Raw genomic sequence first — 25,970 nt, forward strand, 5'->3', positions numbered from 1 at the left:
CGTGAGGGTGACGCCGGAAGGCCCCTTCCGGACCGGGGAGACGAACTGCCTTCGGAGCGCGCTCTCCCCCGGGTCTGCCGCACACTGCTTGCATGACGACGCGCCTGGTTCAGATCGCGATGGATGCGGGGGACGACTCCGCGCTCGGCCGGTTCTGGGCGGAGGCGCTCGACTGGAACAGCTCCGTCGAGGAACCCGGCGTCGTGACCAACCTCCAGCCCAGGGACTTCACCTATCCCGACCCGGTCGCCGTCTGCATCGACGTCATCACCGTCCCGGAACCCAAGACGGTGAAGAACCGCGTGCACATCGACCTCGCCACCGCCTCCGCGGCCCATCAGGCGGCCCTGGTGGCGCGCCTGGAGGACCTGGGGGCGACGCCCGTCGACGTGGGCCAGGGCGACGTCCCGTGGACGGTCCTGGCCGACCCGGAAGGCAACGAGTTCTGTGTCGCGGAGCCGCGGGAGATCTACCGCGACACCGGGCCGATCGCCGCGATCGTGGCCGACTGCACCGATCCGCGGGCCATGGCCCGGTTCTGGGGCCGGGCCATGGACTGGACCCTGCACGAGGTCACCGACGCTCACGCCCTGCTGCGCTCCGCCGAGGGGGTCGGCCCCTATCTCAGACTCGTCCGCACCCCCGACGCCAAGACCGTGAAGAACCGGGTCCACCTCGACCTCCGCCCCTGTCCCGGCGACGATCCAGCGGCGGAGGCGGCCCGGCTGCGGGCCCTCGGCGCCGCCGATATCGACCTCGGCCAGGGCGACGCGCCGTGGACGTGCCTCGTCGACCCGGAGGGCAACGAGTTCGACATCCTCACTCCCCGTTGACGCGGGGCCCCGACGTCACCCCCGCGCGAGCGGACGGGGCACCCCGGGACACCCCCGGTCGGATGCGCAGCCCGCCGTCTGAACGCCCGCCCCCAGGGCGCGCCCTGCTCCCGGCAGCGACGCCTCGGTGCCCTGCTCCCCGCAACGTCGCGCGGCGCCGCTCCCCGTGGCCTCGCGCGCCTCACTCCACGTCTATGCCGTACTCCTGGATCAGTTCCTCCAAGCCGCCGCGATAGCCCTTGCCCCCGGTGACGAACTCCCAGTCACCGTTCGCGCGGCGGCGGAACGACCCCAGCACGAGGGCGGTTTCACCGGCGCGCCCGTCGGAGACGTCCAACCGGTCAAGCGGAGCCCACTCGGAGTCCAGCAGCCGGATGCCTGCGTCGACGAAACCGGCCAGGTCGGCCGTGGGATTGACGACGGGATCGACGGCGGCGACGACGACGAGACGGTCGGCGCGCGCCGGCAGGGCGTCGAAGGAGACCTGGATGGCGGCCCGGTCCGGTGCGACGGGCGGCAGCGCACGGACGGAACCGTCGGGTGTGCGGGGGTTGTTGAAGAAGACGAAGTGGTCGTCGTCCAGCACCCGGTTGCCGTGGCAGACGAGCGCGCACACGTCCAGGGCCGCGCTTCCCGACCAGTACATGCCCAGCACGTTGTGGTCGTCGGCCCGGGCCTCGCTGTCCGGCGCCGTCCGCTGGGCGGGCACCGGACGCTGCTCCCCGGTGCCCAGCCGTCCGCGCAGCCCGTGGCGGTGCAGCAGATCGACGAGTTCCGATCCCGCGACCAGTTCCAGGGGCTTGCCGTTGGCGAAGGTGTGCGAGCCGGGGCCGAACCCGGAAGTCGTGACCAGGACACCCTTGTTGGCGCCGGCGTCCTGCACGGTGCCGTACAGATCGCGGACAGCGGTAGGAGGGACGGTGTTGCGGTAGCGCTTGACCTGTACGACGATCTTGCCGCCGCGAATCGGGGCCGGGTCCAGCGCGTCGACGTCCACGCCGCCGTCGTTCGAACGCTGCGTGGTCACCGCCTGCATGCCCATGGCCCGGAACAGATCGGAGACCAGCGCTTCGAAGGCCAGGGGATCCATCGCGTACAGATCGGGCTCCTCGACGCCCCCATGGGTGACGACACCGTTGCCGACCTCGTCCGGCACCCGGCCGGGCCGCACGGCCGCGTACTGGTCGGGACGCGCCGAGAGCTGCCCGCGGAGCCCGTCGACCAGGCAGTTGACGGCGTTCACCTGTTCCAGACGCAGTGCGTCGAACGTCGTACGCGACGCCATGACCGTACCGAGGAACATCGGGGCCCGCCGGCCGGTCGCCGGATCGTGGTCGTCCACGAACCCGTTCAACGCGACCGACTCCAGCGCGCCGAACTCGTCCGCCGCGAACAGATCCCGCAGGACCAGCAGAAGGCACTGGGCGAGCACGTCCCGGTACAGGGCGCGGCGCTGCGTGACCGGCCGGGGCGACTCCTTCTCCTGATCGGCGTTGACCAGGTAGCGCACCGACTTCGCCTCCGGGACGACGTCGTACGTGGGCAGCTCCCAGTTCAACACCAGCTGGCGGGCGTCGGAGTCGTACGCCGCCGACACCTGGCGGGGCAGGTCCTCCGGCCAACTGGTGGAGGCGTAGAGGGCGGCGGAGAAGTACTCCACCGCGGCCTCGGCATCTCCGTTCCGCAGCCCCGCCGTCATCTCGGCCACCCCGGCGTTGTGCCGCCGTATCTCGTCCAACTGGCCGGATGCCCACTGCTCGTACTGCCTCCGGTACGTGTCCAGCTGCTGCCGGCGCTGCGCTTCCGCGGCCTGCGCGGCGTGCCAGTCCCGCTCGAAACCGGCCCGCGCCTCCGCCTGCGCCTGAGCCCGCCGCGCGGCGGTCCAGCCACCCGCCTGCGGCTGGTAGCGGGGCTCGTTCGGGTCCGGCATGCGGACGGGTTGCGCGAGCTGTCCGGGGGCGAAGGCCTCGACCCGCTCCACCCGGGTCAGCGCCGAGGCCCTGAACACCGGAGCACGGCACCCCGCCGCCAACAGCCCCTGCAACGCCTCGACCCGCGCGTCGAGCTCCGCCGTACGCCTCCGGGCCTCCGCCTCACGCTGCTCCCGGTAGGCCGCCTTCTGCTCACGATGACTACGGGCGAGCTCCCGCTGATTGGTGCGTTGTTGCCTCTCCTGATCCCGTTGGTACCGGGCTTGTGCCTCGTGCTGACGTTGCTGCTGGCGCTGCGCCTCGGCCCAGACACCGACCAACCCATTGGAGCGACGGCTCATGCTCTACAGGCCCTCCCCACCAGCCACCCGGCGTGCGAACACCGGGAACTGACCCCATGACCATCAGTGATGGAGCGACTCTACGGGGCGACCGGGCGCCCGCCCATGCCCTTGCCGCAGATGACTTGCCTCGCGGTCCGGGACCTCTCATGAGGGGCTCTGCGGCGCCCTCGTCGGCTGCGGGGCCGTCCAGCTGGTGAGGAGCCGCAGCGCCTCCGTGGTGGCGGAGTCGGGTTCGACGTTGTAGACGCACAGCGTCTGTTCCGTGTCCCCGGGCACTTGGAACGACTCGTAGGAGAAGTGCAGGTCGCCGACGAGAGGATGGTGGTAGTGCTTGGCGCCGTGCGTCCGGCGCATCATGCCCACCGGCCAGGCGAGTTGAGCCCGCTCCCGTTCTCCCTCTCGCTCTCGGGTGAGCCGGAACGAACGAAGCTCCTGGGCCGGGGCCGGGACGCGGATGGGGACGCGGATCGCGGGGCGGATCGGGACGCGGATCGGGACGCACGCTCTCGCCCTTTCGCCCCGGGCACGGGCCGAACCGGACCGGGCGCATAGGCTGTCGGCATGCCGCTGACCCGCATCACCCTCTCGACCGGTCGTTCGATCGAGCTCACCGAGCTGCGTATGTCCTCGACGTACGGCGGGCTGCTGGAGGGCTACCCGTGCAAGCCCATCAACGACATGAAGGTCAGCGGTGTCCGGGGCCAGGCGGAGCAGGCGTTCCCCTCCTCGCCGGTCCACCTCGTTCCGCCGCGCCGCGAGTATCCGGACCAGCCGGACTCGCCGGCTCGCGCTTTCGGCCCTGTAGAGGTGCTCCCTCCCGTGGCCTGCACAGGTCTCTTCCGCTCGGCGGCGATCGGTCCCGAACGCAACCCGGTGCTGCACCGCTCCACCCTCACGGTGGTGTGGTTCCAGGACACCCCGGACGTCCCGTCGGGCGAGGAAGCCGATCTCGCGCTCCGCAGCATCGACTGGGACGAACTGGCCCAGGACTACGAGCTCTAGCCGGGTGCGAGCGCTGGTTGCGGGTGCGGGAGCTGTGATGCGGGGGAGGAGGCGGAGGAGGGGACCGCTGGGGCCCACGGACGGCCGCCGCCGCTGAGGTCAGGCGGGCCGGGGCACGATACTCACGGCGCGGTAGTCGTACCCATCCTGCTTGAAGCCCGGGGCTTCCCACGTGAGGTCCACCCGCTGTCCGGGCGACAGCGTGCGGAAGCCGGTCAGCTGAATGTCGGCGTAGTGGCCGAAGCAACCGCCGGGAGTCTCGGGGGAGTCGAGTACCCCCCACCCTTCCTCATCGTTCCACTCGCGGACCGTCGCAATCACCATGGGCGGCACTCTACGGGCTTCCCTGCGTCGGCCCGCTCGGTGCGTTCCGGGGTGAAATTCTTCCCCGGTCGGCCCACATCCCAGGGCCGGGCATCTCCCTGGGCGAGGGCGTCTTGCCTCGGCGAGGGCCGCCCGCCGTGCCGGCTCCTCCGCTGCTGAGGGATCGCCGTGCCCTCAAGTGAGGTCAGGGTGCGTGCGTCTCGGCAACGCTGCGCAGGCCGCTTCGAGGCAAGCCCTCGTGGTGACCGGCACAGACCACCGGTCACCGGTCGATCTGGCACGCGGGTACGGCACGGCCACTCCTCGTTCCGGAGGCATGGAAGGCAGGCTCGGCCGACCGGATTCGAACCGGCGTCCTCGCGGTTTTGGAGACCGCGCGCGACCACCTCTGCGCTACGGCTTCGCCCGTCGCGATCCTAGTCCCGTCACGCCACAGGGCGCCGGGGGTGCGCCGAGCTTCTTCTCCCCAGCTCTGTGCGGGGCGGCCATGGATGGCCTCAAGGGCTCTGACGCTGCTTTGCGAGGGGCCGTTGGTGCTGCTGGTTCGCGTGCGGTTGCTGGGCTTGTCGTACTGCGCTGCCGTACTCGCTACAGGTTGATCAGTTGCGGCCGGGCACGTGGACGCCCGTACGCCAGGACGCGCGGCAACACCTCACGCATACGTGCCACGTCGGCCGCCGGTGCCCGCAACAAGGCCTCGACGACGGGGTCGGTCAAGCCGAGCGCGTCCAGCGACGAAGGGTCCAACGTCACCCGAAGCACCTCGCCGTCCAGTTCCACCTCACGCACACAGCCATATGCGGTGCACTGATCCGGCGTGACAAGACAGTGGGTGTCCATCTCCAAGGACACTTCCTGCGCGTCGGGCTCCTCGAAGTCGCACATGAACAACAGCGAGAACCCGCCCTCGTCGTCCGACTCGGCCACACCCGCCATCATGCAGTCGTCTTGATCCGGATCATCGAATCCGCAAGCGATCCGCGCTGTGAATATGTACGCCATGCGCTGTTTCTAGCACTCGGGGCTGACAGCCCCGGTCACTCGGGGGACCCCGCACAAGACAACGGGAACGGCGCACCCTTTGCCCGGTGTCCGCCCCCGGTGTGTGGCGCTATGGCCTCACCCTCATCAGGCCGGTCGTTGGACACGCACCGCGAAGCCATCCACCACCTGGACCCGGCTCTCCAAGAGCGACCGGTCCGTGAGTGACCGCCGCCGTTGATGTCAGCTGTAGATGTGAAAAGGCCCCGGACCGATCATGGTCCGGGGCCTTTTGCCTTGCTTGTGCCCCCGGCAGGATTCGAACCTGCGACACCCGCTTTAGGAGAGCGGTGCTCTATCCCCTGAGCTACGAAGGCGGGGGTTTGCAGACGGTCCTGCTGAAGACCCCGGAAGGGGATCCTCGGCTGGTACCGCAAACCTCCTGGTCAACGGCTCTACCGGGAGCCCCGGGAGGAATCCTCGCGGACACTTCCCGAGCGTGCGACCTGGTAGCGGGCTGACCGCTGACAGCCTAGCGGATCGTGCTCTGCGGGCGCGCCCCTGTAAGGGGTCGGGCGTCGGTGCCGGAACGAATAGCCGGATGACCTGCGGAAACGAGCGCCACGTCCGTGGCCCGAGCGCGCTCCGGCGTCATGGGGCGCGAGAGGGGCCGTCGCCCGAGGCCGTGTGCCCTTGAACGGGCGGATCAAGGGGCGGGCGTCAGTGAGGCGGCCTCCCAGGCGAACCCGTCCGGATCGGTGAAGGCGGCGGTCCCGCCCACGAGCGCGATCCGGTGCGAGCCGGTGCCCTCGATGGGGACGCCGACGTCCTTGGCGAGGGCACGGCGTCCGTACAGGGCCAGCTTGACGGGGCTGCCCTGGGCGTCGAACTCGACGTACTTGCTGCCGAAGCTCTTGGCCACGGTGAGGCCGTGCTCGACGTAGAACCGCTTGCTCGCGGTCACGCTCGCGGTGCCCAGGAGGAGCACCAACTGGTCGATCTGCCCGGTAGGCGGGGCGGTGTCCTTCTTCGCGGACGTGGCGATCTTCCAGATCGTTCCGTCCGGGGCCTGGACGACACCGCCGTAGCCCCAGAAGGACTTCGAGGCGGGCTTCAGCGCGGTCGCGCCGGCGGCGAGGGCGGCGTCGACGAAGCCGCGCACGTCGGCCGGCTGCGAGACCGTGAGCGAGAGGGAGAATCCACGGAACCCGGTGGTGGGCGCGTCCGAGGCCCGGAGGCGTACCCGGTCGTCCAGGCCGAAGGCGGTGTAGAAGCGGTGAGCGGCGGTGGTGTCGGCCACTTCGAGGGTGAGGGCTTCGATGGAGGTCATGTGTTTCACGCTAATTGCGGGCCGGCCGCGGGTGCTTCTCGATTCCTGACCGGTTCGGCTGGCGGGAGCGGGGCGCCGTCGCCGCTCGCCGCCCGGGTGTCGGCTGGGGCTGAGAAGGCGTACCCGAAGTGTGACGCGGGTCACTGGAACTTGCGTGGCTGTGCGGACAAGACAGGACGTGAACTACTCGATGCATGCGCGCATTCGCGCGGGCGATCCGGAAGCCTTCAGGGAGCTCTTCCGGGACTACGCGCAGCTGGTCTACCGGCATGCCGTGCGCAGTACGGGCGACTGGGCCGCGGCGGAGGACGTCGTGTCGCTGACCTTCCTGGAGGCGTGGCGACTGCGGGAGAAGCTGCGGGACGAGGGGGACACCCCGCGGCCGTGGCTGATGGGCATTGCGGTCAATGTGCTGCGCAATACGGGGCGTGCCGCCCGGCGCCATGACCGGGCGCTGGCGAGGTTGCCCCTGCGCGACGTGTTGCCGGACTTCGCGGACGAGCTGGTCGGGCGGATAGCGGATTCCGAGGAGCTGGCCGCCGCCAAGGTGGCGCTGGGAAAGCTGCGCAGGTCCGAGCGGGAGGTGTTCGCGCTGTGCGTCTGGTCGGGGCTCGGCTACGCGGAGGCGGCAGAGGCACTGGGGGTGCCTGTCGGCACGGTGAGGTCGCGGCTGTCGCGTGCCCGGGTCCGGCTGCGCAAGCTGACCGACGGGGAGTTGCGGAGTTCGCGGGAAAGGGTGGAACCGGTCGTGGTGCCCGGACAAGTACAGGGTGACCGCATCGGTGCGGTCCGGTCTAACGAGGAGAGTGGCCGATGATGCGCACCCCCTGGCGACGGCGAGAGCCGCTCGACCGTGTGGAGCTGGCCGGCCTCCTGCCGGGCCCGGGCGATCCCGGGCTGCCTCGAGACCGCCTGACAGCCCTCGAGGAGCATTTGATGAACGAGATCCAGCAGCATCAAGCCCGACAGCAGTCGGAGTGGGAGCAGACAGCGGGTCCCTTCCCTCCGCCGCCTCCGGCGGGTGAGCGCCGGTCCCCTCGCAGGCTTGTGCTGGTCGGCGCAGCCGTGGCGGTGGCCGTGCTCGCCGGCGCGGTGGGCGTGGGGCGGTTGGGGCTGGGAGAGGGGCAGGGGCAGGAGGCCCGAGGGGGAGGGCAGACGATGGTGCCCGCTCCTGTCGTACGAGTGGTGCCCGGGACGACACAGGGGCTGGGCCGCACAGTCGACCGGATCTCGGTGGCGGCCGGCAAGGAGCGGCAAGCCGAGCCGGGCCCGGGGCAGTTCATCTACATCCAGAGCCAGGTGTCCTGGCTCTCCACCGAAAGCAACCTCGACTCCGGCAAGACGCGGACCTGGGTGCAGAAGCTGCATCCGCGAGAGGTGTGGATGTCGCCGGACGGTCACAGAGGCTGGTTGATCGAGACGGGCAACGGCAACACCTCTAAGGAGGGCATGACCCTGGACAGTGATCAGGACTCGTATCTCTCCGCGCCCAGTTACGACTACCTCAAGACTCTGCCCACCGATCCGGACGCGCTGCTGAAGAAGATCTACGAAGAGTCCGCCGGGCAGGGCAACGGTAAGGACCAGGAGGCCTTCACTGTCATCGGTGACCTGGTCAGGGAGCAGTTGATGACACCTGAACTGACCGCGGCGCTGTACCGGGCCGCAGCGAAGATCCCCGGCGTCGTGCTGGTGGACGAGGCCAAGGACGCGGTGGGGCGCAGCGGCGTCGCGATCGCTCGGGTCGACGAGCACAGCGGGGAGCGCACGGAGTGGATCTTTGACGGGAAGTCGTTCTCGTATCTCGGTGAACGCACCGTGCAGATCCGGGAGGCGGAGGGGATAGAGGCGGGCACCGTGACCGCGCGGACCGCGATCACCGAGCGAGCGGTGGTCGACGAGATGAAGGCGGTCCCCGGTACGGACAAGGCGTAGCGGGAGCGAGGGGCGTCGGCTGCACGACCAGGCGGCGGGGGCAGGACTGTCGGGGCTCGTGGAGCGCCGGGCTACGCGGACCAGTGGCAGGCGGCACGCGGGCTGCCCGCGCTTGTGGAGGGGGCGCCGGCCCGCGCGGACCGGCGGGGTCAGCGCGCGGGCGGCGCCCGGAGGCGCGCGGACGCCGGTATGCGTGACGAGGGGGGCAGGGGGCAGGGGGCGGCGTCAGAGGCGCGTGATGCGTACGCGGTAGTTCCCCTCGGAGTCCTTGTCGATGACCGAGATGCGGACTCCGTTGGCCCGGTCGGTGAAGGACTGGCCGGGCTGGAACGGGGCGTCGGAGAGTTCGGCGTGCACATTGGGCAGCCGGGTGCAGCCGCTGCTGTCCTTCGTGCTGTCCGTGACGGACACGGGCCCCTGGCCGGTGTCGACGTCCGAGCTCACCTCGTAGATCAGCACGCCCGGCCGGCACACCTCCTGGTCGTTGCCGGACTGGGTCCGCACCTCTACCGCGTAGCCGGATTCCGCGCTCAGCGGTACGAACGCCAGCTTGGTCCCGCCGTGGGTGGCCAGCGGTTCCAGGACGTGGTCGCTGGTGCCGGGCTGGGAGGCGCAGCTGATCTGGTCGTTGTCCAGCCAGCCGAGCTTCCACTTGTGCCAGCCCAGCAGGTCGTTGTTGGCGCCCCAGTCCTCCGACATGATGTCCCAGTGCCCGACCGCGCCCCCGCCCTCCATCGTGTAGAGGTCGGGCAGGCCGAAGACATGGCCGTTCTCGTGCGGGAGGACGCGGTAGCCGGTCTGGGGGTACGAGCCCGAGCCGTCGTCCTGGCGGCTGTAGACGAAGGACGTGTTCGAAAGCGGGACGCCATCCGCGTAGGGGGCGTCGTCGTTGCCCGAGAACGTCACGGACAGCACGGTGTCCAGGGCAGAGGGCCCGGCGTTCGGGGTGACGAGGATGTTCACCAGGTCGTACGCGGCGAAGTCCACCTTCGGGTCGGCGGCGGCGGCGATGTCCTGGACGAGGTGGCGGTAGCCGGGTTCGTACGGTGATCCGCGCTCGATCCCGTACTCCGAGAACGGCAGCGGCATCCGCAGCCAGGTCTTCACGGGGGCTTCGGGCACATAGGTGAGCCGTCCGTAGGAGCTGGTGCGGAACCAGTCCGTGGTCTGCGGGAAGAACTCCGCGAGCCGGTCCATGGCCGGTTCCTTCCCCGGCGCGTCCGGGAAGTCGATCATCAGGTTCAACGCGTGGATCTGACCGGTGGAGCGCGCGTAGCCGGGCTGGGTGGGCAGGCCTTCCGACATCTGCACGCCCATGCTCGTCGATATCCGGCACGGGGCGACGCCGACCGACCGGGTGGCGGTCATCGGTCCGGCGGAGGCCCGGCTGGGTACGGGGAGGGTGCTGCTGGCCGAGGCCAGGGCCGCGATGACCAGGGCCGTTGCCGCGCCGAGTGCGACCGGGTGGCGGTGCTTGCGTATCCGGTGGCGGGGCTGCTGCATAGAGGCGCCTTCGGGTCCGCGGCAGTCGGCCGACCCTGACTGCGCTCTGTCGATCAGCCTTAGCCGGGCCGTCCTGAGCCGCGCGTTGGGTGCGCCGATCGGTGGGTTTTTTCCCTGTTCACATGCTGTGACTCAGGTCACAGGAGGGTGGGAAATAACCGGGGATCATTTCCCCGTTTGCACCGGTGTCCCCGCTGAAACGGGGAGGCGGTCCCCGGTTAGCCGGAGGGCTCGCCGGAGTGGACAACCCGCAGCACCGGAAGACCAGGAAGAGAAGGAGCGCCGCCGTGGACACCGTCACCCGCACCGCAGCCGGAACCGCGCAGCCGCGTACGCCCCGCCCGAGGGCCGACGCACTGCGCAACCGGGAGCGGATCGTGGCGGCCGCGCGCGAGATGTTCGTCGAGTTCGGCCCCGAGGTGCCGCTCGACGAGGTCGCCCGCCGCGCAGGCGTCGGCAACGCCACCCTCTACCGGAACTTCCCGGACCGGGCCGCACTGACCCATGAGGTCGTCCTCGCGGTGACCTCCCGCACGACCGGCCGCGCCGAAGAGGCCGCGAACGAGGAGCAGGACCCCTTCCTCGCGCTCAGCCGCTTCGTGCACGCGGCGGCCGACGAACGGATCGGGGCCCTGTGCCCCATGCTGTCCGGCGGCTTCGACAAGGACCATCCCGAACTGCTCGCCGAGCTCCAGCGCCTTGAAGAGGCCGTCGAAGGGCTCGTGGAGCGCGCCATGTCCGCGGGGCGCCTGCGTACCGACATCGCCGTCGGCGACGTGCTGGTCGCCCTCTCCCAGCTCACCCGGCCACTGCCAGGCATCGCCTGTCCGAACATCGACCGGTTCACCCATCGCCACATCCAGCTGTTCCTGGACGGGCTGGAGGCCCCGGCCCGGTCCCGGCTGCCTGGAACGCCGGCGACCTTGGAGGACCTGCGGCGCCGCACCTGACCACGGCGCCGGGTTCCTGAACCGGACGCCCGGCCGCGTGTCCGCCACGCCTCGACCACCCCTTTCTTCCTGATCAGAACCGACCCACCGCCCGACCCTCGCTTCCGTACCGACCGGCCTTCACCGGGTTCACCGCCCCTCACCGAACGCACGGTTCACGACCCCACGCGCCCTCGCGCGTCCTTAGGTGGCTACTCCCATGTCAAAAACAGCTGATATCCGACTCCCGGACCCCAGCCGCTGGAAAGCGCTGGCGTTCATCGCCCTCGCGCAGTTGATGGTCGTACTCGACGCCACCATCGTGAACATCGCGCTTCCGCACGCCCAGACGGACCTCGGCATCACCGACGCCAACAAGCAGTGGGTCATCACGGCGTACGCCCTCGCCTTCGGCGGACTGCTGCTCTTCGGAGGCCGGATCGCCGACCTCTGGGGACGTAAGCGCACCTTCGTCGTCGGCCTGATCGGCTTCGCTCTGGCCTCCGCCCTCGGCGGCGCTGCGCAGAACCAGGGGATGCTGTTCGGTTCCCGCGCCCTGCAGGGCGTGTTCGGCGCGCTGCTCGCACCGGCGGCCCTCTCGCTGCTCGCGGTGATGTTCACCGATGCCAAGGAGCGCGCCAAGGCGTTCGGCATCTACGGTGCGATCGCCGGTGGCGGTGGCGCCGTGGGTCTGATCCTCGGCGGCCTCCTCACCCAGACGCTGAACTGGCGCTGGACGTTCTTCGTCAACATCCCGTTCGCGATCGTCGCCGCGGCCGGTGCCTACTTCGTGATTCGCGAGCCGGCCGGCAGCCGTAACCGCTCGTCGCTCGACATCCCCGGCGTCGTCCTCTCCGCTCTGGGCCTCGTCGCGCTGGTGTACGGCTTCACCCGCGCCGAGTCCAGCGGCTGGTCGGACACGCTCACCATCGGCACGTTCGTCGCCTCCGCCGTGCTGCTGCTGGCCTTCGTCCTGACCGAGGCCAAGGTCAAGTCGCCGTTGCTTCCCCTGCGGGTCGTGATGGACCGCAATCGCGGGGGCGTCTACCTCTCGCTGGGTCTGGCCATCATCGCGATGTTCGGCCTGTTCCTGTTCCTCACGTACTACCTGCAGGTCGTCAAGGGCTACTCGCCGATCAAGACGGGCTTCGCCTTCCTGCCGATGATCGCCGGCATGATCACCGGGTCGACGCAGATAGGCGCCCGGCTGATGACGCGGGTTCCGGCCCGCATGCTGATGGCCCCGGGCTTCCTGACCGCCGGCATCGGCATGCTGCTGCTCACGCAGCTGGAGATCGACTCGTCCTACGCGGCGGTCATCCTGCCGGGCCAGCTCCTGCTGGGCCTGGGCATGGGCACGGCGTTCATGCCCGCCATGTCGCTCGCCACGCACGGCATCGAGCCGCGTGACGCGGGTGTCGCCTCGGCGATGGTCAACACCTCGCAGCAGGTCGGCGGTGCGATCGGCACGGCGCTGCTCAACACCATCGCCGCCTCGGCCGCCACGGCGTACGCCACCTCGCACGCCGCGCTCGGCGCCACCGACCCGGAACTGCTCAAGCTCCAGTCGATGGTGCACGGCTTCACCGGCGCCATCTGGTGGGCCGTCGGCATCCTGGTGGTGGCCGCCGCGATCGCGGGGACCTTCATCAACGCCGGCCGTCCCTCGGCCACCACGACGTCCGGAGGCGCCGGTTCCGGTGACGCCGAGGGCGTCGAGGAGGAGTTCAGGGTGCCCGTCGTCGCCCACTGAGCCCCGTGGGGGAGCCCCGTGGCTCCTGTGACGGGTGAGGAGTGAGCTCTGCCCCGGTTCCGTTGGTACGGAGCCGGGGCAGAGGTGTACGCGGGTGCGTGCGAGGTGGGGTCAGCGGAGCCAGGGGAGGTCCGCGTCCGTGCCCTCCGGCTGGAGTCCGGCTGCCATGACCTGCATGATCTCGCCGAGCGCGCGCACCTGCTCAGGGGTGAGCCGGTCGAACATCGCCTGGCGTACGGCGCTGACATGGCCGGGGGCCGAGCGGCGGAGCATCTCGTGGCCCTCCTCGGTGAGGACGGCGTTCTGGCCGCGTTTGTCGGACGGGCAGTCCTCGCGGCGCACCCAGCCGCTCTTCTCCAGCCGGGCGACGGCGTGCGAGAGGCGGGAGCGGGTGATCTTGGCGTTCTTGGCCAGTTCCGTCATCCGCAGCTGGTGGCGGGGTGCCTGGGAGAGCTGGACGAGCAGACCGTAGTACATGTGCGGCATGCCGGCATCGCGCTGCAACTGGCGGTCGAGGTGATCCTCCAGCAACGTCGTGGCGTGCAGATACGCACGCCACACGCTCTGTTCTTCGTCGGTGAGCCAGCGCGGCCCATGGGTGGATGCCGTGGTCATGTACTCCACTGTACGACCTTTTCTTGAAAGTTGAACTAGATAGGGCTAAGGTCTCCGAAGGTGGGAACTTGAACTTTAAAGAACTGTTCCCGCGGAAGACCAAGGCCCGGTAAAGACTTACCTTGAGCAGCAGTGGATGGGGAGTGTCATGACAGTCACCGCGGAGCGCATGCCCGCCCTCTATCTCTCCCACGGCGCACCGCCGCTGGCCGACGACCCCGTCTGGCCCGGCGAACTGGCCGCCTGGTCCGCCGGGCTGCCGCGCCCCACCGCGATCCTCATGGTCTCCGCCCACTGGGAAGAGGCCCCCCTCGCGCTCGGCGCCACCGAGACGATCCCGCTGGTCTACGACTTCTGGGGCTTCCCCGAGCACTACTACCAGGTCCAGTACGCCGCGCCCGGGGCCCCCGCGCTGGCCGAGAGCGTCCGCAAGCTGCTGCGGGGCGCCGGTACGCCGGTCCAGGACATCCCGGACCGGGGCCTCGACCACGGGGCGTACGTACCGCTGGTGGAGATGTTCCCGCAGGCCGACATCCCGGTGCTGCAGATATCCATGCCGACGCTGGACCCGCGGAAGCTGATGGACATCGGGCGCAAGCTCGCGCCGCTGCGCGACGAAGGCGTCCTGATCGTCGGCAGTGGCTTCTTCACGCACAACCTGGCCGCGCTGCGGCATCAGGGCGGCGGCACTCCCGCCTGGTCGGCGGAGTTCGACGACTGGGGCAACCGCGCGCTCCAGGCCCGGGACATCGACGCCCTGCTGGACTTCGAGCACAAGTCCCCGGCCGGACGGCTGGCGCACCCGCGCACCGAGCACTTCGCTCCCCTCTTCGTCACGCTCGGGGCCGCGGAGCAGGAGCTCGACCAGGGACGCAGCGTGATCGAAGGCTTCTGGCTGGGGCTGGCCAAGCGCTCGGTGCAGTTCGGCTGAGGCGCGGGGCGACAACGGGCCCAGCCGCCCGGGGGCGCCGGAGGGTGACCGGTCAGAGTGCCGGAGGGTTCAGCTCGACCGACCGGAGTGCGGCCGCCAAGGCCGTCGCGTCACCGACGTCCAGGGCCGTGTCGGTGAACTTGATGGTGTGGTCGTCGCCGTGGGCGGCGGCCCGAGCGAAGACCTCCTCGGCGGACAGTCCGCCGGGCCCCGCGGCCGGCTCGGCGGGCCGCGCCGGGGAGTACGCGGCGGTGACCGCCGCGCTCGCCGCCCAAGCGGCCCCCAGACTCGGCGCCCACAGCTCGCGGGGGAGCGCGGGCAGGGCCCGCAGCACGGCATTGGGGGCGGTGGCCGCGTGCACCAGCATGATCGGCTCGCCGTAGCCATAGGCCTCATAGCGATGGGTGGCGGCCCTCACCAGTTCTTCCAGCCGGGCGCGGGCGTCATCGGGTCCGTTCACGGGCCGGTCCGGCCACTGGGGGAACGCGGTCAGCTGTCCCAGCCGGTCCCGGATACCGCCGCTCTGGCGACGTACGGGCACCACGGCGTTCAGTGCCGTCGCGGCGTCGGCTGCCGGGCCGAGCGAGGACAGCGGGGGCAGCGGCTGGTGGCGGGCCGCCCAGTAGCCGAGCGCGTGGGCCAGCTCGGTCACCCGGGGCTCGGTCTCCGGTCCGTCCAGCAGTGTGCGGACACTGTGCCCGACCCTGATCACCGGGTGAGTGGCCCCGGCCGCGATGCCGGGCAGCAGACGCGGCCACCACTCGGCCAGGACCACGCGCCACGGGCGGGCGGCCGTCTCGCGCGCGAAGTAGCCGGTCCAGTCGGCGATGCGGCGGGGGTCGCCGAGCGCTTCCGGCCAGTTGTCCGGGGTGACCTCGGCGGCCGGGTCCGGCATGTCCTCCAGCTTCTCCCGGTAGTGGTCCAGCCACCGGTGCACCCCCGGCGCCTGGCCGTGGCGTACCAGGGCTTCGACGGCCATCGGGGCGTGATTGCTCAGCCAGCCGCCGCGCTCGGGGCCGAAGGTGTGGAGCCGTTCCAGTGCTTCGTCGAGCGTGCCGGAGGTGTCGGACGGGGTGCGCGTCGTCAGGTCCATGCGCCCTCACGGTAGGCGCGGCGCCGGGGCGCGGTAACGGACCGTGGTCCCGGTTGACGCGGGGCCGGGGCCTAGGTCTGCGGTCCCAGGTGTTTCTCGTACCAGGCCACGTCCCAGTACCGGTCGAACTTCCGGCCGACGTCCGTGTACGTGCCGATGTGGCCGAAGCCGAAGCGCTCGTGCAGCCGGACCGACGACTCGTTGGGCTGGGCGATGCCCGCGTAGGCGCGACGCAGGTCCTCATCGGCGAGGGCCTCGAAGAGCGCCGAGTAGAGGAGGGTGCCCACGCCCCGGCCCGTGGCGTCCGGAGCGCAGTAGACGCTCACCTCGACGGAAGTGGAGTACGCGGCCTTGGGGCGGAACGCGCTGCTGGTCGCATAACCCAGGATGCGGGGGCCGGCCCCGTCCGTGTCATCGACATTACGGACATCCTGAGCAACCAGAAGCCGGTGCGGGCCGTCTTCGGGGTGGGAGCGCAACCAGGGGAGGCGCTGGTCGGGGGTGAAGGGCACTACGTCAAATGTGAGGGCGGTCTCACGTACGTAATGGTTGTAGATGTCCGTGAGGGCCGCCAGATCGCTTTCGACGCCCGTCCTGACCTGCACTTCTGTGTTCGGCTGTGTCATGTGCCCTCCCTGGTGGCGCGACAGGGTACTGCATGATCGCGAAAATGAATGCCAGGCATGGGAATTCTGTCCACATTCCAGTCGTTGTTTCCATCGGATGCAGGGCACCCGAGAGGGTGTCGCGACCTACTCAGCAAGGGAGCACGCATGGCAACCCGTGCCGTCGCCCGTCGTTCGTCCGCCACCGGCGGGACCAACCGGGCAAGCAGTGTTCGCGCCGTGGGCGGGGAGATCGCCGATCGCGACCTGGTCGGCATGTACCTGGACGAGATCGCGCGCACGCCGCTGCTCGACGCCGCCAAGGAGGTCGAGCTGTCGCAGACCCTGGAAGCAGGTGTCTTCGCCCGGCAGGTCCTCGACGGTGCGGTGGAGAGCGAAGCCGCCGGGGCATCGCGCGAGGAGCTGGAGGCGCTGGTCGCCGAGGGCGAGCGCGCCAAGGACATATTCATCCGTTCCAACCTCCGGCTCGTCGTTGCCGTCGCCCGCCGTTATCCGCGGGCCGGGCTTCCCCTGCTCGACCTGATCCAGGAGGGCAACGCAGGCCTGGTGCGCGCGGTCGAGAAGTTCGACTACGCCAAGGGCTTCAAGTTCTCCACGTATGCGACGTGGTGGATCCGCCAGGCCATCACCCGTTCCATAGCCGACCAGTCGCGCACGATCCGGCTCCCCGTCCACCTGGTGGAGGAGCTCGGCCGGATCCGCCGTGTGCAGCGCGAGTTCAACCGTGAGCACGGGCGCGACCCGGAGCACGCGGAGATCGCCGCCGAGCTCGACTCGACCACGTCGAGGGTCAGCGACGTCCTGGACTGGGCCCGCGACCCGGTCAGTCTGAACATGTCGGTGGACGACGCAGGCGACACCCAGTTCGGTGACCTCCTGGAGGACACCTCCGCGGTGTCACCCGAGCAGTCCGTCATGACGCTGCTGCGCAGCGAGGAACTGGAGGAGCTGATCGGCAAGCTCGACAACCGCACCGCATCGATCATCCGTATGCGGTACGGCATCGAGGACGGCCGTGAGCGGACCCTGACCGAGGTGGGCAAGCAGCACGGGCTCACCCGCGAGCGGATCCGCCAGATCGAGAAGCACGCACTGCTCGAACTGAAGCGAATGGCTCACGACACGGGCTTTGACGCTGCGGCATGAGCCCGCGTCCAGTAACCTCCGAATTGGGCCGCTTCACTTCGGCGGCCTCCTAGAGCTGAGTCCCGGCGCCCACCCCCCCTGGCGCCGGGGCTCATCCTTTTGTCCGGCGAGGTCCTTGCGCCCGAGCTCACGGGCTCCCCGGCCGGGGTCCCGGCCCCCGGGGGCTACGAGCCCGGGACCCTTTGGGCCCGGGGCCTACGAGGCCGGCGCTTCCGCCGACGCCGCGGCACGGGTGAGCCTGCCGCCCAGGTCCTGCAGATACGTCACCAGCTGCGGCGGCTGGTGCGCGGTGAACTCGCAGTCCACCAGTGCGAGGCGCAGCGCCACCCATTCCAGCGAGTCCTTCAGTACCGTCCGCAGCCGGCAGCTGTGCTCCCCGGTCTCCTCCAGCGGTCCCATCGAGGCGGGCAGCCGCGAGGCCACGAACTCGGAGGGGGCCGCGAAGCTCACATCGACCGCCAGTTCCGGCTGCCTGCGCGCCATGGAGCTCCACAGGAACTCCGCCGCGTCCCCGGTCGGCAACTCGCGGGGCGTGAAACGGGCGCCCGTCGCGAACGGGTCACTCACCCGGTCGACCCGGAAGGTGCGCCAGTCCTCCCGCTCCAGGTCGTAGGCGACGAGGTACCAGCGCCAGCCGGTACTCACCAGCCGGTACGGTTCCACCTGCCGCCTCGTCTCGGCGCCGTCCCCCGCGCGGTACGCGAACCGCAGCCGCTCCCGCCCGGTGACCGCGGACGCCATCACGGTCAGCGTCTGCGGGTCGATCGTCGAGCCGTCGCCCCGGGTCAGCGGCATCGTGGCGTTCTGGAGGGTGGAGACCCGGTGGCGCAGCCGCGAGGGCAGCACCTGTTCCAGCTTGGCCAGCGCCCTCACGGAGGCCTCGTCCACGCCCTCGATGGCGTGCCCGGCCCCCGCCCGCAGGCCCACCGCGATGGCCACCGCCTCCTCGTCGTCCAGCAGCAGTGGCGGCATCGCCGTACCGGCCACGAGACGGTAGCCGCCGACCGAGCCGCGTGACGCCTCGACCGGGTAGCCGAGGTCACGGAGGCGGTCGATGTCGCGGCGGATGGTGCGCGGGCTGACGTCGAGCCGGTCGGCGAGTTCACTGCCCGGCCACTCGCGCGGCGTCTGGAGCAGTGACAGCAGATTGAGCAGTCGTGCCGGGGTGTCGGTCATGCCACTCAGGATGCCCGCCCATTGGGTCACGACCTGACCTATTCGGCGTTTAACTTACTCGTATGACTTCTTCCGCACCCCTGCCGACACCGGTGGACGCCCCCGCGGCCCCGGACCCGTCGGACCGCCGCCGGTGGTTCGCCCTGGCCATCGTGATGACCGCGGCCTTCATGGACCTGGTCGACGTCACGATCGTCAACATCGCCATTCCGAGCATCAAGGCCGACACGGGCGCCTCGTTCAGCTCGATCCAGTGGATCACCGCCGGATACGCCCTGGCCTTCGCCGCCGGTCTGATCACCGGTGGCCGGCTCGGTGACATCTACGGCCGCAAGCGGCTCTTCCTCATCGGGATCGGCGGCTTCACCCTCGCCTCCGCCCTCTGCGGATTCGCCGCCTCCCCGGAGATGCTCGTCGCCTCGCGCATCCTTCAGGGCGGCACCGCCGCGCTGATGGTGCCGCAGGTGCTGTCGATCGTGCACGCCACCTTCCCCGCGCACGAGCGCGGCAGGGTCTTCGGTCTCTTCGGCGCGATCGTCGGCCTCGGGGCCGTGTCCGGCCCGCTGCTGGGCGCGCTCCTCACCGAGTGGAACATCGCCGGTCTGGAGTGGCGTCCGATCTTCCTGATCAACCTGCCGGTCGGCATCGCGGGTCTGCTCCTGGGGCGGAAGTTCATCACCGAGTCCAAGGCGCCGAAGGCGCTCCGCCTCGACCTGGTCGGCGTGGTGCTGGTGACGCTGGGCATGCTCATGCTCATCTACCCGCTGACCCGCGGCGAGGAGTTGGGCTGGCCGCTCTGGGGCTACCTGTCGATGGCCGGCAGCATCGTCGTCTTCGCCGCCCTCGTGCTGTTCGAGCGGGTGAAGGCGCGCCGGGACGGTTCGCCGCTGGTCGAGCTGTCGCTGTTCCGGGTCAAGAGCTTCGCCGCGGGCATCGCCGTCCAGCTGACCTTCGGAGTCGGCCTCGGCATCTTCTTCCTCGTCTGGACGCTGTACATGCAGGAGGGGCTCGGCTGGAGCGCGCTGCGGGCCGGTACGACCGGCATCCCGTTCTCGGTCGCCGTCTCGTTCGCCGCCGGCATCTCCGTGCAGAAACTGGTGCCCCGCTTCGGGCGCAAGGTGCTCCAGGCGGGGGCGCTGCTCATGATCGCCGGTCTGCTGCTCTACATCTGGGAGTCTGGCCGCTACGGCATGGGGATCACGTCCTGGCAGATGGCGCTGCCCCTGGTGGTCATGGGGGTGGGCATGGGCCTGATCGTGGCGCCGCTGGCCGACGCGGTGCTGTCCGAGGTGCCCAAGGAGCACGCGGGATCGGCCTCCGGGCTGTTCAACACCGTGCAGCAGATGGGTAACGCGCTGGGGCTCGCGCTCGTCTCGGTCGTCTTCTTCGGGGCGATGGGGGACCGGCTGACGCCGCCGCAGATCGGCCCGGCGTTCGCCGACGCCTTCGAGCAGTCGCTGTGGTGGGTGGCCGGTGTCCTCGCGGTGATCTTCCTGGTGATGTTCGCCCTCCCGGCCCGGCCGAAGCAGCACGTGGAGGGCGGCGACGCAAGCGCCGACTCCTTCGAGGAGCCTGTCAAGGATCCGGTGCTGACGCACTGACCGGGCGTCACGCGGAAGCGGAAGAGGCAGGAACCGACAGTGCCCGCACCCCCGCCGGGGGTGCGGGCACTGCCATGTCCGGGACCGGGCGTCGTCCTGTCCCGGACCGGGTACGGCGTCGTCCTGCCGGGACCCGGGTGCGTCAGCAGATGCGGGTGCGGCTCTCCATCGCGCCGCGTGCGGCGTCCTCGTCGCCGTACACCTCGCACATGTGGCGGCCGTCCGGCGTCGCCGTGTGCTCGACCTCCCAGAGGCTCGTCTCGCTGCCGTCGAGAAGCAGGAAGGCGTGCTCGTAGAGCGTGAAACGCGCGTCCCGCCCGTCCACCTGGCGCTGCCGGCCGAAGACCTGGGTGATGTGGTGAGCGAAGGCGGCCCGCAGGCGCAGAGCCGTGCCCTCGCCCGGCGCGTCCCGGTTCTCCGCCCGGCGCAGCACCCGGCGGGCGTGGTCCGCGGAATTGTCGGGGGCGTACGTCCGGGGCATCGGGGCCGGTGGCGCCGCCATCAGGGCGTCGAGGATCTCCAGGCCGGCCGACGGGCCGTCGTACCCGAAGACCCCGTCGTCCCCCCAGACCTGGCCGTCGTACCCGAAGACGCCGTCCTGCCCGAGAACTGGCCCGTCGTGCCCGAAGGTCCGGCCGTCACCGGAGCCGCCGGTCAGCCGGGCCGCCGCGATTGCGGCATCTGCCTCGTCGTCGTACAGCTCGTGCTGCTGGAAGCCCGGCCGCGCGGCGCGCGGGCCGGAGTGCACCAGTTCCCACAGGGTGAGCGGCATGCCGTCGGCCAGCAGGTAGGTGTGCCGGTAGGTCTCGCGGTGCAGGGCGGAACTGTGGTGCGAGGAGTGCAGGGAGCTGCTGTGGGTGAGCGCGGTTTCCAGCCGCTCGACCGTGCTGTCGGGGAGGTCGAACGAGTTGAGAGCCCGTCGCAGGATTCGCTCGAGGTGCTGTTCTGTCGTCTCGTACGGATCGCTCAAGGTGCTGTCTCCAGGCCGTCGCCGCGTGTGACTTGATGCGTGCTCAACGTAGTCCCTGGGTCTGACATCGTGACCGGGGTTGAGAAAAACGTACGGTGCACGCAGAAGGTTCCCGTCGATGGCCCGAACTTCCCTACGCCGAGGGAGAGTCGGAGCCGTCACCCGGAGGGGCCGGAGGCTGCTGCGGGCCGTAGAGGTCGCCGTACGCGAGGTAGGAGCCGCCTCCGGCGCGGCCGCTGACGCTCGTGGCCGCCCGCGCCGCCTTCACGACGGCCCGGGTCACCGCCTCCGCCCCCGCCGCCAGCAGGTCGTTGAGCGCGAGCGGGTTCGCGGGATCGAGGGCGTGCGCACCGGTGGCCAGGGCGAAAATGGTGTCCCCGTCGCTCAGCAGATGTACGGGCCGGATGGCGCGCGCCAGTCCGTCGTGCGCCGTACCCGCGAGCTTCTGCGCCTGGGCGCGGCTGAGCCCGGCGTCCGTGGCGACGACGGCGAGTGTGGTGTTGAGCGGGGGGCGCGTGTTCGCGTCGTGCGCCTGCGCCAGGCGCTGTCGCGCCGCCCGGTGGACCTCCGGCGCGGGCGCGACGGCGGGCTCGGCACCGCCGTACTCCCCGTACAGCACACCGGTACGGGGATCGAGCACCGATCCGGCGGCGTTCACGACCACCAGCGCCGCCACGGTGATCCCGGACGGCAGCAGGATGCTCGCCGTCCCCACCCCGCCCTTCAGCTGACCGGCCACCGCACCCGTGCCCGCGCCGACGCAGCCCTCGGCGACCGCGGCACCCGGCTGCGACGCGGCCGCGTCCTCCACGGCCGCCCGGCCGGTCGAGGCGTCCGGCCGGGCCCGCCAGTCGCCGCCCCGCCCCAGATCGAAGACGCAGGCCGCGGGAACGACCGGGACCACCTGGGACGGATCGGGGCCGACTCGCACCCCGCGGCCCTGCTCCTCCAGCCAGCCCATCACCCCGGACGCCGCGTCGAGCCCGTACGCGCTGCCGCCGGTGAGGACCACGGCGTCGATGCGCTGCACCAGATTGCGCGGATCCAGCGCGTCCGTCTCGCGGGTGCCCGGGCCGCCGCCGCGTACGTCGACGGCCGCGACCGCACCGCCCTCGGGTGCGAGGACCACGGTGGTGCCGCTGAGCGCGCCTTCGCCCGCCACCCGCGCATGTCCGACGCGCACCCCGGCGACGTCGGTCAGCGCATCCCTCCGGTGCGCCGACGAGGCGGTGGGGGCTGCGCTCTCCTGGCCGGTCATCCGGTGCTCCTCGTGGTGCGGGTGGCGGACTGTGCGGGTGGGGGACTGTGCTGGTGGCCGTGCACCGCGAACGTACCCGGAGGACAGCGGGCGCCGACATCCCGCGAGGTCCCGCCCGCCCCTCCCCGAGGTGCTCAGCCGCACCTCCCGCGACGCGCTCACCCATAGCGGAATAAAACAGGACCGACGTGACTATTCGCCCCTACGCTGACGGGGTGACCGAGCCACCAGAAGCCTCCGCCGCAGACGCGCGACCCGCCCCCGGGGCCCCTGCCGGTACCACCGCTGTGACCGCCGCGCCGCCGTCCGCCGGCGGGCGCGGGCGCTCCGGCGCCGCCGCCCCCCGGTCCGTCACCGCCCGCGCGACGGCGGCGGGTGTGATCGTCTCCCTCCTGCTGGTCGTCGCCATCGTGCTCGGCAGCAGGCTCCTGGAGAACTTCGACTCCGCGCTCCTCCCGTACGCCGTGGCCTCCGTCTTCCTCGCCTTCGGCGTCGCCTACCGCTACACGGTCTGGGTCTCCGCACCGGGCGCCCGGCGACTCTTCAAGAAGGGCTGGGGGAGCCTCTTCTCGGCCGCCAACTTCCGCAGGGCGCCCACCGCCCTGCCGAAGATGATCGCCACCTACCTCGGCTTCCAGAAGTTCCTCGGTGCCCGCTCCCATGCCCGCTGGGCCGCCCACCAGCTCATCTTCTGGGGCTGCGTGCTCGCCGCGCTGATCACCTTCCCGCTGACCTGGGGCTGGTTCACCTTCACCTCGCACACCGGATCCGGGCCCGGTTACGAGATGCGCATCTGGGGCTTCAAGATCATCGGTTTCGACTCCATGGACTTCCTCGGCTGGCTGATGTTCCACGGTCTCGACATCGCCGCGGTCCTCGTCATCCCCGGTGCCTCCTACTTCCTGTGGCGACGGATGAAGGACCGCGGCGCCATCACCGGCCAGCGCTTCGGCTACGACCTGGTCCCGCTCATCGCGCTGGTCGTCATCTCCGTGACGGGCCTGCTCCTCACCTTCTCGTCGATCTTCCTGCACGGCGGCGGATACGAGTTCCTGGCGATCCTGCACATGGTGTCGGTGGTCTTCACCCTGATCTACATCCCGTTCGGCAAGTTCTTCCACATCGTCCAGCGCCCCGCCGCCGTAGGCATGCAGCTGTTCAAGTACACCGGCCGGCAGGACCAGGAGGTCCTCGGCTGCCGCCGCTGCGGGGAACCCATCGACACCGCCCCGTACGTCGAGAACCTCCGCGGCACCATGCGCGACCTCGGCCTCGGCTTCGACGAGTGGGCCGAATACTGCCCGCGCTGCAAGCGGGTGCTGCGCGGCAGCGCCTATCTCTCCCAGGTGAAGAAGGGCTTCAAGTGACCGCGGACCCGCGAGCAGCCGACACCCGTGCGGTCGTCCCCCTCGACCCCTCCCTCGCCCCGCCCGGCACCCGCGCCTTCCGGGACGCCGGCGGCATTCCCGCCGACCAGTGGCACGCCGACCAGAACGGCGAGAAGCTCGTCCCCACCCACTGCTGCTTCTGCGGCATCCAGTGCGGGATGTATCTGCGCGTCGACCGGGGCGGCAAGGTCTTCGGCGTCGAACCCCGCAACCACGACATCAACCGGATGCGGCTGTGCCCCAAGGGCATCAACGCCTACCAGCAGGTCAACCACCCCGACCGGCTGACCGCCCCGCTCATGCGCCGCTCCCGCGACGAACCCTTCCGCGAGACCTCGTGGGACGAGGCGCTCGACTTCACGGTCTCCGAGATCCAGCGCATCCAGGCCCAGTACGGGAAGGACGCCTTCGGGCTCTTCGGCGGCGCCAGCCTCTTCTCCGAGAAGACCTACCTGGTCGGAAAGTTCGCCCGGGTCGCCCTGCGGACCCGGCACGTCGACTACAACGGCCGCCTCTGCATGGTCAGCGCCGCCGCCGCCAACAAGCTCGCCTTCAACATCGACCGGGCCGGCAACCCCTTCGCCGACATGCTGCTCACCGACTGCCTGCTGATCGCGGGCTCCAACGTCGGCGAATGCTTCCCCGTGCTCTCCCAGTACGTGTGGGGGGCGCGGGACCGCGGCGCGAGCCTCATCGTCATCGACCCCCGCGAGACGGCCATCGCGCGCACCGCCGACATCCACGTCGCGCTGAAGCCCGGCACCGACTCGGCGTTCTTCAACTCCCTGCTCTGCGTCGTCATCGAGGAGGGCCTGACCGACGAGAACTACCTCGCCGCCCACGCCACCGGCTGGGAGGAGGTACGGGCCAAGGCACTCGAGTACCCCCCGTCCCGCGCCGCGGACATCTGCGGAGTCCCGGCCGAGCAGATCGTCCAGGTCGCCCGCACCTTCGCCCGCGCCCCCAAGGCCATGGCCTGGCACGCCAGGGGGATCGAGCACCAGTCCCAGGGCGTCGAGAACTGCCTCTCCGTCATCAACCTCTGCACGGCCACCGGGCACATCGGCAAGCCCGGAGCGGGCTACGGCACGCTCACCGGCCAGGGCAACGGGCAGGGCGGCCGCGAACACGGCCAGAAGTCCGACCTCCTGCCGGGCGGGCGCTCCATCAACAACGAGGAACACCGCCGGCAGATCTGCGAGATCTGGGGCATCGACGAATCGGAACTCCCGCTCGCGGGGACCTCGATGATGGAAATGATCTGGCAGATGCAACGCGGTGAGATCCGCGGGCTGATGGGGATCTGCAACAACCCCATCATCTCCCTGCCGAACTACCCGGTGGTCAAGGAGGGGTACGACGCGACCGAATTCCACGTCCAGTTCGACTTCTTCCTCTCCGAGTCCGCCGCCAACGCGCATGTCGTCCTGCCCGTCACCACCTGGGCGGAGGACGAGGGGGTGATGGCCAACGCGGAAGCCAGGGTGGTCAAGCACAACAAGGCCCAGGACCCGCCGCCCGGTGTGCGCACCGACACCTGGGTGATGTGCGAGCTCGCCCGCCGTCTGGGTGCGGGCGACAAGTTCCGTTTCAGCGGCTCCCGCGAGGTCTTCGACGAACTCCGCGCCGCGTCCGCCGGCACCGTCATCGACTACTCGGGCATCACCTACGAACGGCTCGAAGAGACCGGCGGGATCTCCTGGCCGTGCCCGTCCACGGACCACCCGGGCACCCCGAGGCTCTTCGAGGACGGCAGGACCTACCACCCCGACGGCAAGATCCATATGCAGGTCGTCGAATGGCACCCGCCCATGGACCCGTACAGCGACGAATTCCCCATGTCCCTCACCACCGGACGCACCGTCGCCCACTTCCTCTCCGGCAACCAGACGCGCCGCCTGGGCGCCCTCGTCGAACAGACCCCGCGCCCCTGGGCCGAGATCCACCCGTCCCACGGCTTCCGCAACGGCGAACCGGTCCGCGTCACCACCCGGCGCGGCAGCGCCTCCTACCCGGCGCTGGTCACCGAGGCGATCCGCCCCGACACCGTCTTCATCCCGTACCACTGGCCGGTCCCCACCTCGGCCAACGTGCTCACCATCGACGCCCTCGATCCCCGGTCGAAGATCCCGGAGTACAAGGTGTGCGCCTGCCGCATCGAACACGCCGACTCCGTCGACGACGTGCCCGCACCTCCCGTGGCACCCGGCCGCGTCGCCTACCCGGAGACCCAGGTCTCCCGCACCGACCCGCTGCCGCCCACCTCCCCGCAGGGCCGCGGCACCTCGGAAAGGAGCTGAT

The 25,970-nt window shown here is 70.4% G+C and carries 23 protein-coding genes and 2 tRNA genes; 11 read left to right on the forward strand and 14 right to left on the reverse strand.

What is annotated here, in order from left to right; translation table 11 throughout:
- The first annotated feature begins 92 nt into the window (after positions 1-92).
- Positions 93-833: a VOC family protein gene (locus tag E6R60_RS20030; RefSeq protein ID WP_136327971.1), complete on the forward strand. Its 741-nt coding sequence runs from the start codon at positions 93-95 to the stop codon at positions 831-833.
- Between the two features lie 181 nt (positions 834-1,014).
- On the opposite strand, the gene E6R60_RS20035 is transcribed toward E6R60_RS20030, so the two are convergent.
- Positions 1,015-3,105 carry a restriction endonuclease gene (locus E6R60_RS20035; RefSeq protein WP_206309466.1) on the reverse strand — a complete coding sequence of 697 codons (2,091 nt, stop codon included), beginning with the start codon at positions 3,103-3,105 and terminating at the stop codon, positions 1,015-1,017.
- Positions 3,106-3,252: 147 nt separating this feature from the next.
- Entirely contained in the window at positions 3,253-3,465 is a 213-nt protein-coding gene (locus E6R60_RS20040) for a hypothetical protein (protein WP_240802631.1), read from the reverse strand.
- Between the two features lie 204 nt (positions 3,466-3,669).
- Between E6R60_RS20040 and E6R60_RS20045 the strand changes: the two genes are divergently transcribed.
- Positions 3,670-4,110 carry a hypothetical protein gene (locus E6R60_RS20045; RefSeq protein WP_136327972.1) on the forward strand — a complete coding sequence of 147 codons (441 nt, stop codon included), beginning with the start codon at positions 3,670-3,672 and terminating at the stop codon, positions 4,108-4,110.
- Between the two features lie 99 nt (positions 4,111-4,209).
- Here E6R60_RS20045 and E6R60_RS20050 read toward each other — a convergent pair whose 3' ends face one another.
- The 5 genes from E6R60_RS20050 to E6R60_RS20070 form a co-directional block, all read right to left on the reverse strand.
- Positions 4,210-4,434: a cold shock domain-containing protein gene (locus E6R60_RS20050; protein WP_136327973.1), complete on the reverse strand. Its 225-nt coding sequence runs from the start codon at positions 4,432-4,434 to the stop codon at positions 4,210-4,212.
- A 330-nt stretch (positions 4,435-4,764) separates the two neighbouring features.
- Positions 4,765-4,837, reverse strand: a tRNA-Trp gene (locus E6R60_RS20055).
- A gap of 185 nt (positions 4,838-5,022) precedes the next feature.
- Entirely contained in the window at positions 5,023-5,436 is a 414-nt protein-coding gene (locus E6R60_RS20060) for an Imm10 family immunity protein (RefSeq protein ID WP_136327974.1), read from the reverse strand.
- Between the two features lie 283 nt (positions 5,437-5,719).
- Positions 5,720-5,792, reverse strand: a tRNA-Arg gene (locus E6R60_RS20065).
- Positions 5,793-6,121: 329 nt separating this feature from the next.
- Positions 6,122-6,745, reverse strand: a complete 624-nt coding sequence (locus tag E6R60_RS20070) for a glyoxalase (protein WP_136327975.1) — start codon at positions 6,743-6,745, stop codon at positions 6,122-6,124.
- Positions 6,746-6,935: 190 nt separating this feature from the next.
- Here E6R60_RS20070 and E6R60_RS20075 point away from each other — a divergent pair, with 190 nt between their 5' ends.
- Together E6R60_RS20075 and E6R60_RS20080 are read left to right on the forward strand one after the other, a co-directional pair.
- Positions 6,936-7,562 carry an RNA polymerase sigma factor gene (locus tag E6R60_RS20075; RefSeq protein ID WP_136328103.1) on the forward strand — a complete coding sequence of 209 codons (627 nt, stop codon included), beginning with the start codon at positions 6,936-6,938 and terminating at the stop codon, positions 7,560-7,562.
- Positions 7,562-8,680 carry a CU044_5270 family protein gene (locus tag E6R60_RS20080; protein ID WP_276613997.1) on the forward strand — a complete coding sequence of 373 codons (1,119 nt, stop codon included), beginning with the start codon at positions 7,562-7,564 and terminating at the stop codon, positions 8,678-8,680. The genes E6R60_RS20075 and E6R60_RS20080 overlap by 1 nt, the downstream gene beginning before the upstream one ends.
- Before the next feature lie 225 nt (positions 8,681-8,905).
- Here the strand turns inward: E6R60_RS20080 and E6R60_RS20085 are convergent, their stop codons facing one another.
- Positions 8,906-10,183 carry a M6 family metalloprotease domain-containing protein gene (locus E6R60_RS20085; RefSeq protein WP_136327977.1) on the reverse strand — a complete coding sequence of 426 codons (1,278 nt, stop codon included), beginning with the start codon at positions 10,181-10,183 and terminating at the stop codon, positions 8,906-8,908.
- Positions 10,184-10,470: 287 nt separating this feature from the next.
- Here E6R60_RS20085 and E6R60_RS20090 point away from each other — a divergent pair, with 287 nt between their 5' ends.
- Entirely contained in the window at positions 10,471-11,133 is a 663-nt protein-coding gene (locus E6R60_RS20090; protein WP_136327978.1) for a TetR/AcrR family transcriptional regulator, read from the forward strand.
- A gap of 199 nt (positions 11,134-11,332) precedes the next feature.
- The gene (locus E6R60_RS20095) at positions 11,333-12,865 is read left to right on the forward strand and encodes an MFS transporter (RefSeq protein WP_136327979.1); all 1,533 of its coding nucleotides are present in this window, start codon (positions 11,333-11,335) and stop codon (positions 12,863-12,865) included.
- A 111-nt stretch (positions 12,866-12,976) separates the two neighbouring features.
- Here E6R60_RS20095 and E6R60_RS20100 read toward each other — a convergent pair whose 3' ends face one another.
- Complete coding sequence (locus E6R60_RS20100) at positions 12,977-13,489, reverse strand: MarR family transcriptional regulator (protein ID WP_136327980.1); 513 nt, start codon at positions 13,487-13,489, stop codon at positions 12,977-12,979.
- Between the two features lie 139 nt (positions 13,490-13,628).
- Here E6R60_RS20100 and E6R60_RS20105 point away from each other — a divergent pair, with 139 nt between their 5' ends.
- Positions 13,629-14,411: a class III extradiol ring-cleavage dioxygenase gene (locus E6R60_RS20105; RefSeq protein WP_136327981.1), complete on the forward strand. Its 783-nt coding sequence runs from the start codon at positions 13,629-13,631 to the stop codon at positions 14,409-14,411.
- 52 nt (positions 14,412-14,463) lie between these two features.
- Here E6R60_RS20105 and E6R60_RS20110 read toward each other — a convergent pair whose 3' ends face one another.
- On the reverse strand, positions 14,464-15,504 hold the full coding sequence (locus E6R60_RS20110) for a questin oxidase family protein (RefSeq protein ID WP_136327982.1): 1,041 nt from the start codon (positions 15,502-15,504) through the stop codon (positions 14,464-14,466).
- A 71-nt stretch (positions 15,505-15,575) separates the two neighbouring features.
- Positions 15,576-16,130: a GNAT family N-acetyltransferase gene (locus E6R60_RS20115; protein WP_136327983.1), complete on the reverse strand. Its 555-nt coding sequence runs from the start codon at positions 16,128-16,130 to the stop codon at positions 15,576-15,578.
- 147 nt (positions 16,131-16,277) lie between these two features.
- Here E6R60_RS20115 and E6R60_RS20120 point away from each other — a divergent pair, with 147 nt between their 5' ends.
- Positions 16,278-17,276, forward strand: coding sequence for a sigma-70 family RNA polymerase sigma factor (locus E6R60_RS20120; protein ID WP_136327984.1), 999 nt, complete (start codon positions 16,278-16,280; stop codon positions 17,274-17,276).
- 195 nt (positions 17,277-17,471) lie between these two features.
- Here the strand turns inward: E6R60_RS20120 and E6R60_RS20125 are convergent, their stop codons facing one another.
- Positions 17,472-18,452, reverse strand: coding sequence for a transcriptional regulator (locus E6R60_RS20125; protein WP_136327985.1), 981 nt, complete (start codon positions 18,450-18,452; stop codon positions 17,472-17,474).
- Positions 18,453-18,514: 62 nt separating this feature from the next.
- Here E6R60_RS20125 and E6R60_RS20130 point away from each other — a divergent pair, with 62 nt between their 5' ends.
- Positions 18,515-20,053, forward strand: a complete 1,539-nt coding sequence (locus tag E6R60_RS20130) for an MFS transporter (protein ID WP_136327986.1) — start codon at positions 18,515-18,517, stop codon at positions 20,051-20,053.
- A gap of 142 nt (positions 20,054-20,195) precedes the next feature.
- On the opposite strand, the gene E6R60_RS20135 is transcribed toward E6R60_RS20130, so the two are convergent.
- Positions 20,196-21,023, reverse strand: a complete 828-nt coding sequence (locus E6R60_RS20135) for a DUF6227 family protein (protein WP_136327987.1) — start codon at positions 21,021-21,023, stop codon at positions 20,196-20,198.
- Positions 21,024-21,156: 133 nt separating this feature from the next.
- Positions 21,157-22,281, reverse strand: coding sequence for a P1 family peptidase (locus E6R60_RS20140; RefSeq protein ID WP_136327988.1), 1,125 nt, complete (start codon positions 22,279-22,281; stop codon positions 21,157-21,159).
- Positions 22,282-22,496: 215 nt separating this feature from the next.
- Between E6R60_RS20140 and E6R60_RS20145 the strand changes: the two genes are divergently transcribed.
- Together E6R60_RS20145 and E6R60_RS20150 are read left to right on the forward strand one after the other, a co-directional pair.
- Positions 22,497-23,648 carry an MFS transporter gene (locus E6R60_RS20145; protein ID WP_136327989.1) on the forward strand — a complete coding sequence of 384 codons (1,152 nt, stop codon included), beginning with the start codon at positions 22,497-22,499 and terminating at the stop codon, positions 23,646-23,648.
- A complete protein-coding gene (locus tag E6R60_RS20150; RefSeq protein WP_136327990.1) occupies positions 23,645-25,969 on the forward strand; it encodes a molybdopterin oxidoreductase family protein in 2,325 nt (774 codons plus the stop codon). The genes E6R60_RS20145 and E6R60_RS20150 overlap by 4 nt, the downstream gene beginning before the upstream one ends.
- The last annotated feature ends 1 nt before the right edge of the window (position 25,970 follow it).

Origin of the sequence: Streptomyces sp. A0642, assembly GCF_004795105.1 — a bacterium.
Taxonomy (GTDB): domain Bacteria; phylum Actinomycetota; class Actinomycetes; order Streptomycetales; family Streptomycetaceae; genus Streptomyces.